Below are 15,860 nucleotides of genomic sequence, written 5' to 3' on the forward strand. Positions count from 1 at the left end.
GCATAGGAACAAAAAAACTTTTGTCTAGAAGAAAGATCTTTTTCGCGACAATATTTTTTTATAACAAAGAACAGTGGACCTCTATTGTTATTCTTGGGCACAATATATGTCTCGAATGGAGAATATTATGGCAAAGGTTCGTCTCAATAAGTTTTTAGCTTCTTCCGGTATTGCATCGCGCAGGAAGTGTGATGAGATTATTTTTTCAGGGCATGTAACTGTAAACGGTCGTGTGGCTCCCGGTCCTTTTGTGACGGTAGACGAAGCAACGGATACCGTAAAGGTAGACGGTCAGCGTGTAGGCATGACTAAGAAAGTATATTTCATGGTGCATAAACCTTTAGGATACTTATGTTCTTCGGAGAAAAAATTCCCAGGAGATAAGTTGGTTATTGATTTGTTTTCCCATCTTCCCTACCGGGTATTTACTGTTGGAAGGTTAGATAAGGAAACTTCTGGATTGATTTTAGTCACGAATGATGGAGAATTTTCTAATAAGATTATCCATCCTTCTTTTGGAATTACCAAAGAATATTTGCTTAAGGTAAATCGCGAAATTACTGCGAAAAATCTTGAAGATCTTATGGAAGGAACCATGATTGATGGTAAGAGAATCCGTCCTGTTTCTGTTGAGAAGATTCGTCGGGGTACGATTAAAATTATTGTAAACGAAGGGAAAAAACATGAAATCCGTTTGTTTGCAGAAGCTGCAGGTTTACCGATTCTAGAGCTAACACGTATTCGTATAGGCAGTTTTGTTCTTGGTGGTCTTCGCTATGGGGAATATCGTGAGCTTACCGATGCTGAGATTCTTACATATATGTAGCGCTCTGTTGCTTTTTTATCATCGGTGAGCGATATGCAACCTATGGCAGGATTAGTCTTTGTAGTTGTTTTTAGCGTATTATTTGGTGCTTTTCTTGGGGCATATTGTCAGCTATATTATCTCATAAAGAATATTATGCTTTCTTGGAGATGTTTACTCTCTCATGCAATAGCAAAACGTCAAGCGCTACTTGCCCTCTCAAGGGATTTTGCCTCACCACGGTTATCTCAGGAAACAGAGTTTTTAAAGCAGCATCATAAGATGTCTTGGCGAGAGTTTTTAAAACATGGTTACGATATTCTTTTTGCATTTCAGGAAATGGAAGAAACTCTTCCTGAACTTTTCCAAGAGATTTTAGATTCTATAGCGGAGCATCATGAACGAGAGGATGTTGTTTGCTCTTTAGAAGATTTTTGGGCTCGAGATAATTTATTTGCGTTTGAGACCGCTGCTTACGAGCAGGCCGTTGAGAAATATTTAAAGCAAAGATCAAGTCCATCATTGTGGCTAGCTTCTAGGCTATTTCGTTTTCTTGAGCTACCTATGATCTATTTTGCTCGCTAAGATTTTTGAGAATCTTTGCAAGATGCTTTTTTTTACATGTTCAATAAGCTTCTCACGAACTTCTTCAAGATCTACAGGATGATTTAGGAGTATTGAAAGGGATGTTGCTGGTTGATCTATAGAAGTAAGTTCTTCTTTTTTCGTATTCCCATTTATCCCTATGCCTAAAATGATTCCTAAGTAGCCTTGCACAGGAATAGTTTCACTAAGGATCCCGCAGAGTTTTTCTCCATCTACTAAGACATCATTAGGCCATTTTATAGTTCCATTACGAATGCCTAGATCTTGGATGAGAGTGAGAACTGCTTCTGTTCCTAAACGGAATAATTGGCTAACATCGATGTCTAATTCGGTAATGAAAAAGCATAGCGATACGGTAAGATCTTTATTAGAAGAAAGCCAAGTTTTATTAAATTTCCCTTTCCCTGCTGTTTGCTTTTGAGTGGAAATAACGGTAAGAGCGTAGGGGTTCCATAGATGCATAAGCTGTTTTGCTGTTTCATTTGTGGAAGGAGTTTCTGCTATTTCATAATAAATAACTTTCATTGGAAGTATCCCACTCTTAAGCTATAAAGAGCATTATGAGAAACGCTAGATATTTCAGCTATGTCAATTCTTGGGTGTTTATTGTCATTATTTTATTAATGATGATTAGCGTAGTTGTTATTTCTTCTATGGATCCCTCTACGATCCTAGTCACCTCATCCAAAGGATTACTGACGAATAAAAGCATCATGCAAATTCGTCATTTTGCTTTAGGATGGCTGGCGTTCTCTTTATGTATGTATCTCGATTACCATAGATTAAGAAGTTGGGCATGGATTCTCTATATTCTTATGCTTTTGAGTCTTGTGGGTTTGTTTTTTGTCCCCACAGTGCAAAATGTTCATAGATGGTATAAAATCCCTTTTATTGGTTTGAGTGTTCAACCTTCTGAATATGCCAAGCTTATCGTTGTAATCATGCTTAGCTATACGTTGGATGTGCGCAAATCAGTAATTTCTTCGAAGATTACAGCTTTACTTGCTTGTATTATTGTCGGTATCCCCTTTTTGCTTATTTTTAAAGAGCCAGATTTAGGGACCGCCTTGGTGCTATGTCCCGTTGCTTTGGCGATTTTTTATTTAGGGAACATCCATCCTTTATTTGTGAAAATCTGTGCAACGATTGCGGGTTTAGGGATGCTCTGCTCTTTGTTGATTTTCTCAGGGATAATTTCTCACGAGAAGGTTAAACCTTATGCGTTAAAGGTGATTAAGGAATACCAATACGAAAGATTGAGTCCTTCAAATCATCATCAACGCGCATCTTTAATTTCTATTGGCTTAGGTGGTGTTAAAGGTCGTGGATGGAAGTCTGGAGAATTTGCTGGTAGGGGATGGCTGCCTTACGGTTATACAGACTCGGTATTTTCTGCTTTAGGAGAAGAATTCGGTCTGATTGGCTTATTTTTTGCCCTGTGGATGTTTTACTGTCTCATTTGTTTTGGCTGCCGAACCGTAGCTGTAGCTGTTGACGATTTTGGTAGATTATTAGCTGCAGGAATTACCGTGCATATTTCTATGCACGTGTTAATTAATATCAGCATGATGTGTGGATTGATGCCCATTACTGGAGTGCCTTTAGTCTTGGTCTCTTACGGAGGCTCTTCGGTGATTTCTACAATGGCATCTTTAGGAATTCTACAAAGTATCTATAGTCGTAGATTCTCAAAATACTAAGAGATTACTTTAGTAATCGTAGAGCATTAAGCCCAACCACAATTGTACTACCTTCATGGAGAATCACAGCTAGCCATAAAGGAATAATTCCTAGTGAGGCGGGCCATGAAACAAGAAGGATAATTGCTAAGGCTAGCCCTAGGTTTTGTGTCACAATTTTTCGGGTCTTCTTTGCCTTTCTTATGATCCATGGTAGCAGGGAAATCGCATCATGGAGAAGAACAATATCCGCAGCTTCTATCGCTGTGGCGCTTCCTGCTTCTCCCATAGCGACACCAACCGTTGCTTGTGCAAGAGCGGGAGCGTCATTAATACCATCACCAACCATAAGGATATGACGTTTCTTGGCAAGTTCACGTACTTTTTCTAATTTATCATCTGGAGATAAATCAGAGAAAACTTCAGAAATTCCTAAGAGTTTTGCAGTATTTTCTGCACTAATTTGATGGTCTCCCGTGAGCATGCTAATAGGATAACCTTCATCTTTAAGCTCTTTCACAATTTTTCCAGCATCCGTACGGGGAGTATCTTTAAAATAAAATAATGCGCAGCTTCCTTGTAAATAAGCTAGTGAACATATTTCTCCGCGTTGTCTGGCAGTGTGGACACGCTCTTCTAGTTCTTGAACGTACTCTTGAGGGACTTTTTGTAAGGCTGTATCGACTCTTCCTACAAATGCCTCTTGACCTTGGAAAATACCTCGAACTCCTTTTCCTGGAATCATACAGTATTCCTCAGCAGGAAGAGAGGAAACATTATTCTTTATAAGATAGGCAACAATTGCTTGTGCAATAGGGTGCATAGAAGATTGTTCTAAAGCTAAAATAGAAGGGAAGAAATCAGGATTTTTTTCTCCAAAATTATCACAACCAATACAGGTAAGCTCTCCAGTGGTTAGCGTTCCTGTTTTATCCATAACAATAGAATTACAAGAAGCTAAGCGATCTAAGACCACACCACCTTTAAGAAGAACTCCATGTTTTGCACAGGCATTTACTGCACTTAGATAAGCAATGGGAATAGCAATGATCAATGCACAGGGAGATGCCGCAATGAGAAAAGCTAATGCACGATAAAAAGCACTATTAGGTCCTAAGAAAGGAATAGAGGTGAATAGAGGAACCAAAACAGCTATAGATATCGAAATACCAAAGATTGTTAATGCATAGGCTGAAGAATATTTGTCCAAGCGTTGTTGTAAACGCGGTTTAGATTTCTGTGCTTGAATAACTAGGTTGATAATATGAGCAATTGTTGAGTCAGCACCTGTTTTTAAAACCTTCAGATCAAAACTCCCTTCAAGATTATGTGCCCCTGCAGGAACTATGGAACCTGTCTGACAAGACTTGGGAATTTTTTCTCCAGTAAGATGCATAAGATTAATAGAAGAAGAACCGTGAATAATTTCTCCATCTAAAGGGACAATTTCTCCACTTTTTACTCGGATAATATCACCAACTTGAACTTGACTTACTGGCGTTTTCTCTAGGTTCCCATCCTCACCAACTATCCAGGCGATAGTCGGCGCTAAATGTTTTAAAGAAGCTAGTGTGCTTTTTGCTTTCCCTGATACCATTTGTCCAAGGGCTTCAGAAATGGCAAATAAAACAAGAAGTAAAGATCCCTCTAAGGCTCCACCAATGAAAATAGAGCCAAAGGCTGCTGAGGTCATTAAAATATCAATATTCACAGTCTTATTGCGGATATCGTCTAAAGACTTTATCAAGGCTGGGGTTCCAGCAAGAAAAAATGTGAAAACAACAAATAAATTAGAAATATCCACAATGCGAAACCAATAAAAAGCTAACGCACACAGATAAGTCCCTAAAGAAATACATGCGGACTTTAAAGAAAGGTTACGACTCAATAACCGATTCTTTTGAGATAACATCGGACTGTTATCTTCTGTCATACCTGATTCAAAAAAATTGTTTAATATTTCTGGTGAAAATGGAGTGGAGAATAACCGTGAAAACACTACGATACCTGGGCCCTATAAAAATTTTACACAAGTGCAAACGATGCTTATGGAGGTAATAAAAATACCTAAAACCCACACAACCTCTGTGATCACATCATTTCCTAATATTTTTGCTTTGGTGGCAGAGAGTATAGTGATAAGTACTCCGGATAATACACCTGCTACTGTATAACTAGAACAGAGAACTAGTGGTAAGAAAAGAATTAGACCGATAAGTCCTCCGAGTATACGTGTCCCTCCTTGTTTTAAAGGATGAGGGAAGTTCTCCATGGAAATATGAAGTTCTTCGCGGATCATAGTATCAAGAAGGAGAGTAGAATCAGAACTGACATAATCTACCATTTCTTCAAGAAGAGGAGATTTGAATCCTTGATTTTTAAAGATAACATTGAGCTCTAAACGTTCTTGTTCGGGATGTTTCTCTATTTCTTCTTTTTCCTGAAGCATAAAACGATGAGAAAGCTCCATGTAAGACCAGGCTTTTTTTGCTTTTAAGCAGCCTCGATAAAAAATCCATCCTAATCCTAGTGAGAATAGAACCTCTGTTTGTGCTCCTTGAGAAATAGGAAGAAGAAAGGCGAGAGTTCTGATGAAAAATAGAAAGATACCCGTGGATAAGGCATCGCTTGCTAGATGATAGAAAAAGCCTTTTATTGTTGTATGTGGTTCGCCAATACAAACTCCATGTTGATCTCTAACAGTCTTGAGATGTTCTTCAGGGGTTGCGTTTTTGAAATGGTCATAATCGGTCTTCATCAATCTTATCCGTGCAGTGTATAGTTTATAATGCCTTAGATTTTTTCATATTTGCAATACAGATCCTATTTTTGAGGTAACAATACTTCTTGATTCCCTAAGTAAGGGCGTAGAACCTCGGGAATAATTACAGAGCCATCTTCTTGCTGATTATTTTCTAAAATTGCAACGAATAAACGCGGTGTTGCTAAACCTGAACCATTAAGGGTATGAATAAAATGCATTTTCCCTTGATTATCTTTATAACGAGTTTCTGAACGACGTGATTGGAAATCTGTACATTGCGAAATAGAAGAGACTTCATAGTAAGATTGTTGTCCCGGCAGCCAAACTTCAGCATCTATAGTTTTTGATGCTGTGAAGGACATATCTCCTGTCGAGAGTAAAGATAAACGGTAGGGAAGTTTTAATTCTGTGAGAATATCTTCCACGACAGCCAGCATTTTTTCATAAGCCTGATCAGCTTGTTCTGGAGTAGTAAAAGCAAACATCTCCACTTTATTGAACTGGTGTACACGAACAAGCCCCCGTTCATTAGCACCTGCAGCTCCTGCTTCTCTACGGAAACAGGGCGTACATGCTGCGTAATATATAGGTAGATCCTTCTCGTTAAAAATTTCTTGAGAATGGAATCCGTTGAGAACGACCTCAGCAGTAGGAATCAGATAAAGAGATTGCTCACCGTCTTCTACACGATAGTATTGACCATCAAATTTAGGAATTTGTCCCGAGCCGAATAGAATTTCGCGTTTTACAAGGAGGGGGGGTAGCCATAATTGAAATCCGTGCTCCCGTTGCTTATTTAATAAATAAGTAAGCAGCGCCCACTCTAAGAGAACACCCTGATTTTTATAAGCAGGCCATCCGGATCCCGAAGTTTTTGCAGGAAGTTTAAAATCTAAAATTTGTAATTTTTGATTTAACTCTACGTGATGTTTGGGAGTGAAAGAAAATGTTGGCAAAGAGCCAACACTTTTAATTACTTTATTCCCCGATTTATCAGGACATACGGGAACATCTTCTTCGGGATAATTAGGAAGGCGTACGAGAAGGTCTTGTAAATCCGCATTCTTTTCTTCAAGTAAAGCTTCTAATTTCTCCAAATCTTGAGAGAGTCTTTCAACTTCACCAATCATATTAGATACATCTTCGCCTTGAGCTTTAGCTTTATGGATTTGTGTAGAGAGCAGTTTTCTCTGTGATTGTATAGATTCTGAATCTGTTTTTAATTGGCGGACTTCTTTGTCTAAATCAAGAATGGGAAGAAGAGAAATATTAGGATCTTTCCTACGAAGACGAGTTTCGCATTCTTCAGGTGCCTTGCGTATTAATTTTATATCCAACATCCTTATAACTCTTTAATTACCTTTTCTCACAAAGGCAAAGTATATGGAAGATTTCTCTGAGCAACAACTATTTTTTATGCGTCGAGCTATAGAATTAGGAGAAAAGGGAAGATTTTCTGCTCCACCCAATCCTTGGGTGGGTTGTGTGATTGTAAAAAATGGGCAGATTATAGGAGAGGGATATCATCAGAAAAAAGGTCTGCCACATGCAGAAGAAAATGCGATAAACTCTACATCCGCATCTGTAGAGGGTAGTGATGTTTATGTAACTTTAGAGCCCTGTTGTCATTATGGAAGCACGCCTCCTTGCGTGAATTTGTTAATTAAAAACAAAGTTTCTACTGTTTATGTTGCTTTGTTAGATCCTGATAACCGGGTTGCTGGTAAGGGAATTTTTGCTTTAAGACAAGCTGGGATACGTGTTTTTGAAGGCTTAGGTAGAGAAGAAGCCGAGGCGTCTTTAAAATCTTATATTTATCAACGCACCTCGGGTAAACCCTGGGTTGTGCTTAAAAGCGCTGCCACTTTGGATGGTCAGACTGCTGATAGTGATGGAGAATCTCAATGGATCACCTGCTCAGAAGCTCGCATTGATGTAGGTAAATTACGCGCTAGTTCGCAAGCTATTGTTGTGGGCTCTAAAACTGTTTTACAAGATAATCCTCTGTTAACTGCAAGGAAACCTTCTGGAGAACTCTACTCTCATCAACCCTTGCGTGTTGTCGTTGATAGTTTGGGTGCTGTAACTGCGCAGGCAAAAATTTTTCATAGTCCTGGAAAATCCCTCTACGTAACCACGACGCAATGTCCAAAAGATCATATTAAAAATATTGAAAAACTTGATGTAGAGGTTTTAGTTACCGAACCTAGAAATTCTAGAGTAAATTTACATGAATTAATCTCGTATTTATCTACTAAACATATTTTGCAGGTTCTTATTGAAGGTGGATCTATTTTACACACTGCATTTTTGAAAGAACATTTAGCAAATGCTCTAATTGTTTATCTGGGACCAAAAATTTTTGGAGATCAAAGAAAGCCCCTTTTTGGAGATTTAGGGTATCGTTTAGACTCTGCTCAAAAAATTCTTCCTAAATTTTCTAAGATTTTAGGAAATTCTTTAAAAACGTGTTGGGAAATTGTTGGATAGAGGAAATAGGGGAAGAGATTGAAGTGAATAGGGGATTTCTATTAGCATTCCTAGAGGATAGAGGTCAGTAATTGGGAGGAACCCTAGTGATAAAATCCGATGAGGATGCACGTGCATCATGTTTTGTCCCAATAGAAAAGGCAATCTCAGATATCTCTGAGGGGAAATTTGTTATTGTTGTTGATGAAGCTTCGAGAGAAGATGAGGGTGATCTTATCATTGCCGGTGAGAAGATGACCGTAGAGAAGATGACTTTCCTTCTTAAATATACGACAGGAATTATTTGCGCTTCTTTAGAACCTGAGAGAATAAAAGACCTAGATTTTCCTCCTATGGTTGAAGACAATCGTTGTCGTTATCATACAGCATTCACAGTTTCAGTAGATGCTGCTAAAGGAATAACAACCGGAGTTTCTGCAGCAGATAGAACAAAGGTTGTAGAATTATTATCCAATCCTAATAGTCGTCCCGAAGATTTTGTTCGTCCAGGTCATTTTTTCCCCCTAGTAGGCACTCCAGGAGGCGTATTAAAACGTGCTGGACATACAGAAGCTGCTTTAGACCTTATGCGTTTAGCGAATATGCAGCTTTGTGGGGTTCTTTCAGAACTTGTTAACGAAGACCATACTATGATGCGTCTTCCCCAAATTATAGAATTTGCTAAACAACACAAACTTTCGGTAATCTCCATCTCTGATTTGATAGCCTACCGGATGTTATCCGAAAGGTTAGTGATTCCTGTTTCGTCAGCTCGTCTCCCTACAGAGTATGGGGATTTCAATATTCATGTTTATGAGTCTCTTCTTGACGGTATCCAACATATTGCTTTGGTAAAAGGTGATGTAAAAGGAAAAGAGAATGTTCTTGTCCGTGTGCATTCCGAATGTCTTACCGGGGATATTATGGGATCTATGCGTTGTGACTGTGGATATCAGTTACGCTCGGCTATGGAATATATTGGATTGGAGGGGGAGGGTGTTGTTGTTTATCTACGTGGACAGGAAGGACGTGGTATTGGCTTAGGTCATAAGGTTCGTGCTTATGCCCTACAAGATCGTGGTTACGATACTGTTGATGCGAATTTAGAAATTGGCTTCCCCGTGGATTCTAGAGAATATGGAATAGGAGCTCAAATTTTAGTTGATCTAGGATTGACAAAGATCAAATTGATTACCCATAATCCCCACAAATATTTCGGGCTTCAGGGTTTTGGGTTAGAGATTGTTGATAGAATCGCTCTCCCAATCAATGTCTCCGAAGAAAACGAATATTACCTACGCACAAAAAAAGAGCGTATGGGGCATTGGATAGACTTTCCTTATATTGAGGAAGTAAACACAAGATAATCTAGGATCATATGACAACATTTAAAGGGGTAGCATCGGCAAAAGGCATGCGCGTTGCTATCGTTGGTGCATGTTTTAACGGACCCATAGCCGACGCTTTGGTTTCAGGAGCACAACAGACTTTTCTGGATCTAGGGGGAACAGAAGATAAGTTGACTGTAGTACGTGTCCCCGGATCGTTTGAGATCCCTTGTACACTGAAGAAACTTCTTACTTCAGGTGTCGAGTATGACGCTATAGTAGCCTGCGGTGTTCTTATTAAGGGTGAAACCACACATTACGATCATATAGCAGATCAGGTTTCAGCAAGGATTAGCGAATTATCTATAGAGTTTAATCTCCCAATTACCTTTTCAGTGATCACAGCACCTTGTATAGATTCTGCATGGCAACGTGCAGGAATTAAAGGGTGCAATTTAGGGATTTCTGGGATGAAGACAGCTTTAGAAATGGCTGATCTTTTCAAAAAGTTATAATAATGTAGCGTTGCACTTTAAAGTGTAACGCTAACAGAACCATTTAAGTGCACTCGCACAGCAATATTTTCAGAAAAGATATCTAAGCCTCCACAAGAAACTGTAGTTTCTGAAAAATCTAAAACAGTTGTTTGGTCAAGCAATTGCTTTTTTAGCATGTCCTTATGCACACGCAAACTTTTTACCACTAAAGATAATGCTGTAGAGTAAACTTGACGTAAACGGCTTTCGGGGCTTGCTGTTGCTGTTCCATGATTTGCCTGCAGCAAACCAGTAATGAGATTAGGAAGACCTCGGATTTCTAAAGGAACATGCTCCCCTTGCGCTGTATAGAAACTATTTACTAAACTTTCTGATTCATCAATGGGGAGATTTTTAAAACTCCAAGTAAGAGCATTGGCTTCTGCAGGAGAAAGCTCCATAAGGGTTGCCAAGCGCACCAAAGCCATATCGCTGCGACAAGATCCTTCAAATCCTAGGCGATTTGCTCTGTAGGTAAAGTAACGAGAAAAGGCTTCTTCTACAGTAGCATGTTGCTGCAACATGGATAATAAAGGAGCAAAATTATAGTAAAATTCTTGAGAACAATTATTTTCTCCGCAGATATCCAGAGAGTAGAGATATAAATCTAGAACCACTAAAGGACGTTTGGCTCTGCCAATAGATAACAGTTGAGCGCTCGGCATTGTTGTAAGATTGAAGAGCGAATCGTAATCAGCTAAACGGCGTAAAGCGACGAATACCTCTTTTTGCTCAGGGGATAGTCGAGAGTATGAGGGGCTTAATTCCGGAAAAGCCTTTAACACATGTAAAGCTTTTGCATAAAAAGCGTCAGCCCGAGACTCTGTGAAGTAAGGTTTAAAGTTTGCAGCAGCTTTTGCAGAGCACCCCATATGTTTCAAAACAATGGCTGTTTCTAGGATTTTTAGAGTGTTATCAAAATGTTTAGGAGAGTTTAAGAAATAAATCAACTGCCTATGGGTAGTTTGGAATTGCTTAAACGTGATGCTATCTTCTGATGGCTGTAGTTGACAGAGCTGAGCGTAAGATTGGCGTGAGCCTTGTATCAATAAATGGAGATATATCAAACTACGTATAGCCACATCAAAAGCAGGGATTTTTTTATCAAATAGGGATAAAGAATAAGCTGTTTTAGATGTTGAAGTAATGCTTGCTGCAGTCGATGGCTCTGTTAACCAAAGTAGTTCTGGATATTGACGTAGTTTATATTCGATCCAGGAATCAGACCCTATTTTCCCTTTGCCAGAATGTGTGTTCATGGGAAGCATCGCCGACGAAGTCGGAGCTCCATAAGAAATGTAAGGAAAACTTAAAAGACAAGCTACTAAACAAGCGCAGCTTCGAATTGTAAGGATTTTTAACATAAGATCCTCTGGCATCCAATTGTTTTGTTAATTTCCCTTAATAAAGAGGATTAACTAAATGCCCCATGTTGATAACAAAATGGCCAATAACAAATCAACCCGAGAAACTCAAGAATCATTTCCCCGAGGGAAACCAGAGAGATATGGTTATGATGTTAAAAATCTTAATATTAAAAAATAAAAACGCAAATACACTCTATTTTTAATGTATTTGTGATATAATATTATAACTTTTAATTTTAAATTTAACTAAAGCAATGAAAAAATATATCTATAAGTACAGTTTTGGCGGTTTGGTATTACTCTTGAGTTTGAGTAGTTGCTGCTTGAACCCTTATGGATCTAGGCAGCGCTCAAAAAACACGAAGGACATAAATAACGAATCTGTTATACTCACGGAAAGTGAAAAGAAGCCTTCACGTCGTTCGCGAAGATTATTTGCTCGACGTAGTCAATCTAAGAAGGACACACAGAAAGTGCAAGCTAACTTTAAGAAATATGAAGCTCAGATAACGGATCAAGACAAAAGAGATATCTCTTTCGTCGTTGACGCTGCTTCTGAAAAATCTTCTATTTCATTAGCTATGTCTCAAAGTGAGATTAAGAGCGCTTTAAACCGCATCAGAGAACTTCACCCTTTAGCTCTATTAAAGCTATTAGCTGAAAATCCTTCATTGATTGAGGGTATGAAGAAAATGCAAGGCCGTGATTGGATTTGGAATATGTTCATGTCCGAATTAAGCGAAGTATTTTCTCAAGCTGCTGCTCAGGGTGTTATCACTGAGGAAGATATTGCTGCTTTTGCCTCCACCTTAGGATTGGATTCCGGGACCGTTGCCTCCATTGTGCAAGGGGAAAGGTGGCCTGAGCTTTTAGATATCGTGATATCTCAACCTTCTTAAGCTCTCTACAATGTAGCTTCCTTTCCCCTAAACAAGGAGAGGAAGCTACGAGCTAATTTTGCTGTGATCTTCCATTAAGAACACTAATAGCAATAAAGAGAGAGTCCAATGTTACATTTTCTAGAACAATTAAATAATTTTTGCATTTCCTTCTGTGTATTCCCCATGATTTTACTTCTTGGTGGGTTACTAACATGGAAACTTCGCGGTTTACAATTCACGGGATTGAAGCTTGGCTTTAGTCTCATGTTAAAAAATAAACAGGAGAGTCCATCTACTGAAGATGGTAAGGTATCTCGTTATGAAGCTGTAGCGGGAATTCTTGCTGGAAATTTTGGTACAGGAAATATCGCGGGTATGGCTATCGCTATTGCTTGCGGAGGTCCGGGTGCCTTAGTTTGGATTTGGATAGCTGCTCTTCTAGGAGCGATTGTTCAATATTCGGGATCATTTTTAGGGATAAAATATCGTAAGCTTCATGGGAAATCCGGAGAGTTTATCGGAGGCCCAACAGCGTGCCTGGCCTATGGTATGGGGAGTAAGTTCCTTGCCGGTCTTTTTTGTATATTCACAATTATCACAGCATTTTCAGCAGGAAATTTTGCACAAATTAATTGTATCGTGCCCCTTTGTGCTGAGAGTGTCTCCCTGAAGTTTTTGATAGGGTTTATTCTCGCCTTAACAATCCTTCCTGTGCTCATAGGAGGAAATACACGTATTCTTAGATTCTCGGCTAGAGTGATTCCTTTCATTGCCGGTTTTTACGCAATTTCTTGTCTTGTTATTCTTGCGCAACATAGTTCTATGATTCTTCCTGCATTAAAACTTATTGTTTCATCTGCATTTGGAATAAAAGCTACTGTTGCAGGTTTGGGGGGTTATACAATAACTCAAGTGATCTCAACGGGAATGAGCCGCGCCATCATGGCAACTGATTGTGGTAGCGGTATGGTATCAATTTTACAATCCGATTCTCAAAGTAAAAATCCTGTTATCGATGGTTTGGTTACTCTCTTACCGCCCGTTATTGTTATGGTAGTCTGTTCGATTACGACTCTCGTGCTTATTGTGTCTGGTGCCTATGCTTCGGGACAAGAAGGAACCCTTATGGTACTACACGCCTTTAAATCAAGTCTCGGATCCCTTGGAGGGCTTGTTGTTATTCTTGCGATGGCCTTATTTGGGTATACAACAGCTTTGACTTGGTTTGCTTGCGCAGAAAAAAGTTTAGAATATATGATACCTGGGAAACGAGCCAACTCTTGGTTGAAGATTCTGTTTGTTGCGGTTATACCTTTCGGAGGAATTGTAGACATGCGATTGATCTGGAGCCTTTCTGACACAGGGTTTGCGGGTATGGTAATTCTAAATTCTATAGCTTTGGTAGCTTTGTTTAAGGATGTATTATCTACAAATCGGGAAGTTGCCCTACTTAGACTGGAAGAAGATGCTAAATCCAATGTTTTGCAAAATCTAGATATCTAAACGGAGATGCATTATGCAACTACTCTCACCAGCATTTGATTACGGAAAACCAATTCCGAAGAAGTATACATGTCAAGGCGTTAACATTTCTCCACCCCTAATATTTAAAGATGTCCCTGCAGAAGCAAAAAGCATAGCATTGATCATTGAAGATCCCGACGTGCCTAGAAGTCTACGAGCCGATGGTCTTTGGATTCACTGGGTGGTGTATAACCTCTCTCCAACCATAACCGAACTAGCAGAAGGCGCAACTATTTTTGCTGTTCAGGGATTGAATACTTCAGGAAAAGCTTGTTATGAAGGCCCATGTCCGCCAGATAGACAACATCGCTACTTTTTCTACTGTTATGCTTTAGATACTATCTTGCCAGCAGAAGAAAATGTAACCAGAGATCAGCTTCTTGAAGTGATGGAGAATCACGTTGTAGACAGTGCTGAACTAATGGGAACGTACGAGAAGAGCTAAATATTTACTCTTCTTCAGGAATGAACTCTTCTCGTTTTTTCCTGTGTTTCCAATATAGCGGGCCGTAGTGATAACATAATTCCTCGCCCGCTTCAATTACTTGAATTGTTCTAATAATCACATGAAACAATCCGTTCTGGAAAACTCCTATAGCCTCCACATTAGGCTTATCGCTATGATTAATAAAGCGAGTAAAATTCCCTTGACCACCGCTATCGATAGTGAAATAGCGACACAGACCTAAAGATAGGGGATAACGAAAACAATAATCGTTTTCATCCATCCAAATAGCCTGACGGCGACGAAGTATTCCAGTATATTCACCAATATATGTCCAGGCAGGGATTCTTTCTCGGGAAAAAACTCCGTAACCAACGTATGAATTTATCCAGCATACTGCTACAGGAGGCATGGGAGGAGCGATTAGATCTTGTTTATGAAGTTCCCCAAGCCACTTAGCTAACGGAGAAATGAAACGTTTTTTCTTAGCCTTATCACATAATTTTCGGACTTTTTCTTCTACTTTCCAATCTGCAAAAGTAAGAAAAGGAAGAAATTTGAAATTAAGTAATTGTGAGGCCCTCTCCATACTATAGGGAGTGCTCTCTTCCCAGTTATGATCTAAAGAAATATGTAGAGTTTCGGATGAAATGGATTCTAATTTCATACGTTTACTAAAGACCTAAAGTACATGGGATCAGAAATTCCTTGGCTTTCTGCAATTACAGGAAGAATCGATGTAATATTCTCTATAGCAGAAGATACTTGGGATAAAGCCAATTCAGGAGTGTTGCATTCGCTGGAAAGATGAGCAAGATAGATTTTCTTAATTTTAGGGGTAAGAATTTTTTGTAATAATTCTCCACACTCACGATTGGATATATGCCCTAGTTTGCTGAGAACACGTTTTTTATAAATATCGGGACGCGTTGATTGCCGGACGAGTTCGGGATCATGGTTTGCTTCTATAAGCAAATAGTCGCAATCATAAAGCTCGTGAACGATCCATGAAGTTGCCCAACCTAAATCAGTACAAAAACCTAACTTTTCATCACGATAATGAAAAATGAATCCTACTGGATCTATAGCATCGTGAGGAACATTGAAAGTTTGAATTGTTAAATCATGAAATGAAAATGTTGTTCCTGTAGAAAAAATCTTAAAAGTAGGGTGAACGTCTAATAATTGACATAGACTGCGTGCAGTCTCGAGATTGCAGATAACCGGTGTATTGTATGTTTTTATAAAACTCTTAATGCCGGAAATATGATCGGAGTGCTCATGAGAAATAAAAATAGCTTGGATATCTTCGGGATGGATATTCATAGATAGCAGTTCATGAGTTACAAGCTGCTTGCTAATACCTAAATCTATCAGAATTTTACAGGAGTCCGTTCCCAAATAGGTACAGTTCCCCTTCGAACCTGAGGCTAAAGGGAAAAAACCTTCCATAAAC

16 protein-coding genes are annotated in these 15,860 nt (G+C 39.0%); 9 read left to right on the forward strand and 7 right to left on the reverse strand.

Annotated elements, in window-relative coordinates; genetic code table 11:
- Positions 1-127 precede the first annotated feature (127 nt).
- The gene (locus O6937_RS02060; protein ID WP_332390015.1) at positions 128-826 is read left to right on the forward strand and encodes a pseudouridine synthase; all 699 of its coding nucleotides are present in this window, start codon (positions 128-130) and stop codon (positions 824-826) included.
- A 42-nt stretch (positions 827-868) separates the two neighbouring features.
- On the forward strand, positions 869-1,390 hold the full coding sequence (locus O6937_RS02065; RefSeq protein ID WP_332390126.1) for a hypothetical protein: 522 nt from the start codon (positions 869-871) through the stop codon (positions 1,388-1,390).
- On the opposite strand, the gene O6937_RS02070 is transcribed toward O6937_RS02065, so the two are convergent.
- A complete protein-coding gene (locus tag O6937_RS02070; protein ID WP_332390016.1) occupies positions 1,364-1,936 on the reverse strand; it encodes a biotin--[acetyl-CoA-carboxylase] ligase in 573 nt (190 codons plus the stop codon). The genes O6937_RS02065 and O6937_RS02070 overlap by 27 nt on opposite strands.
- A gap of 35 nt (positions 1,937-1,971) precedes the next feature.
- On the opposite strand from O6937_RS02070, the gene O6937_RS02075 reads away from it, so the two are divergent.
- Complete coding sequence (locus tag O6937_RS02075) at positions 1,972-3,111, forward strand: FtsW/RodA/SpoVE family cell cycle protein (protein WP_332390017.1); 1,140 nt, start codon at positions 1,972-1,974, stop codon at positions 3,109-3,111.
- A gap of 4 nt (positions 3,112-3,115) precedes the next feature.
- Here O6937_RS02075 and O6937_RS02080 read toward each other — a convergent pair whose 3' ends face one another.
- From O6937_RS02080 to serS, 3 genes are all read right to left on the reverse strand, one after another.
- Positions 3,116-5,089, reverse strand: a complete 1,974-nt coding sequence (locus tag O6937_RS02080) for a cation-translocating P-type ATPase (RefSeq protein ID WP_332390018.1) — start codon at positions 5,087-5,089, stop codon at positions 3,116-3,118.
- Between the two features lie 15 nt (positions 5,090-5,104).
- The gene (locus O6937_RS02085) at positions 5,105-5,848 is read right to left on the reverse strand and encodes a VIT1/CCC1 transporter family protein (protein WP_332390019.1); all 744 of its coding nucleotides are present in this window, start codon (positions 5,846-5,848) and stop codon (positions 5,105-5,107) included.
- Between the two features lie 65 nt (positions 5,849-5,913).
- Positions 5,914-7,194 carry a serine--tRNA ligase gene (serS, locus tag O6937_RS02090; RefSeq protein WP_332390020.1) on the reverse strand — a complete coding sequence of 427 codons (1,281 nt, stop codon included), beginning with the start codon at positions 7,192-7,194 and terminating at the stop codon, positions 5,914-5,916.
- Positions 7,195-7,237: 43 nt separating this feature from the next.
- On the opposite strand from serS, the gene ribD reads away from it, so the two are divergent.
- The 3 genes from ribD (at position 7,238) to ribH (ending at position 10,166) form a co-directional block, all read left to right on the forward strand.
- Positions 7,238-8,344 (forward strand): bifunctional diaminohydroxyphosphoribosylaminopyrimidine deaminase/5-amino-6-(5-phosphoribosylamino)uracil reductase RibD, encoded by a 1,107-nt coding sequence (ribD, locus tag O6937_RS02095; protein WP_332390022.1) that lies wholly within the window; start codon positions 7,238-7,240, stop codon positions 8,342-8,344.
- 86 nt (positions 8,345-8,430) lie between these two features.
- Positions 8,431-9,690 carry a bifunctional 3,4-dihydroxy-2-butanone-4-phosphate synthase/GTP cyclohydrolase II gene (locus O6937_RS02100; RefSeq protein WP_332390023.1) on the forward strand — a complete coding sequence of 420 codons (1,260 nt, stop codon included), beginning with the start codon at positions 8,431-8,433 and terminating at the stop codon, positions 9,688-9,690.
- An 11-nt stretch (positions 9,691-9,701) separates the two neighbouring features.
- The gene (ribH, locus tag O6937_RS02105; RefSeq protein ID WP_332390024.1) at positions 9,702-10,166 is read left to right on the forward strand and encodes a 6,7-dimethyl-8-ribityllumazine synthase; all 465 of its coding nucleotides are present in this window, start codon (positions 9,702-9,704) and stop codon (positions 10,164-10,166) included.
- Positions 10,167-10,183: 17 nt separating this feature from the next.
- On the opposite strand, the gene O6937_RS02110 is transcribed toward ribH, so the two are convergent.
- Complete coding sequence (locus O6937_RS02110; RefSeq protein ID WP_332390025.1) at positions 10,184-11,551, reverse strand: hypothetical protein; 1,368 nt, start codon at positions 11,549-11,551, stop codon at positions 10,184-10,186.
- Between the two features lie 257 nt (positions 11,552-11,808).
- Here O6937_RS02110 and O6937_RS02115 point away from each other — a divergent pair, with 257 nt between their 5' ends.
- The 3 genes from O6937_RS02115 to O6937_RS02125 all read left to right on the forward strand — a co-directional run bounded on the left by O6937_RS02115 (position 11,809) and on the right by O6937_RS02125 (position 14,404).
- Positions 11,809-12,453, forward strand: coding sequence for a hypothetical protein (locus O6937_RS02115; protein WP_332390026.1), 645 nt, complete (start codon positions 11,809-11,811; stop codon positions 12,451-12,453).
- 108 nt (positions 12,454-12,561) lie between these two features.
- Positions 12,562-13,938, forward strand: coding sequence for an alanine/glycine:cation symporter family protein (locus O6937_RS02120; RefSeq protein ID WP_332390027.1), 1,377 nt, complete (start codon positions 12,562-12,564; stop codon positions 13,936-13,938).
- A 13-nt stretch (positions 13,939-13,951) separates the two neighbouring features.
- Complete coding sequence (locus tag O6937_RS02125) at positions 13,952-14,404, forward strand: YbhB/YbcL family Raf kinase inhibitor-like protein (RefSeq protein ID WP_332390028.1); 453 nt, start codon at positions 13,952-13,954, stop codon at positions 14,402-14,404.
- Between the two features lie 4 nt (positions 14,405-14,408).
- On the opposite strand, the gene O6937_RS02130 is transcribed toward O6937_RS02125, so the two are convergent.
- Together O6937_RS02130 and O6937_RS02135 are read right to left on the reverse strand one after the other, a co-directional pair.
- A complete protein-coding gene (locus tag O6937_RS02130; protein ID WP_332390029.1) occupies positions 14,409-15,071 on the reverse strand; it encodes an SET domain-containing protein in 663 nt (220 codons plus the stop codon).
- Positions 15,068-15,856 (reverse strand): MBL fold metallo-hydrolase, encoded by a 789-nt coding sequence (locus tag O6937_RS02135; protein WP_332390030.1) that lies wholly within the window; start codon positions 15,854-15,856, stop codon positions 15,068-15,070. The genes O6937_RS02130 and O6937_RS02135 overlap by 4 nt, the downstream gene beginning before the upstream one ends.
- Positions 15,857-15,860: the final 4 nt, after the last annotated feature.

The sequence above is a fragment of the Chlamydia sp. 04-14 genome (assembly GCF_036632095.1).
Classification (GTDB): domain Bacteria; phylum Chlamydiota; class Chlamydiia; order Chlamydiales; family Chlamydiaceae; genus Chlamydia.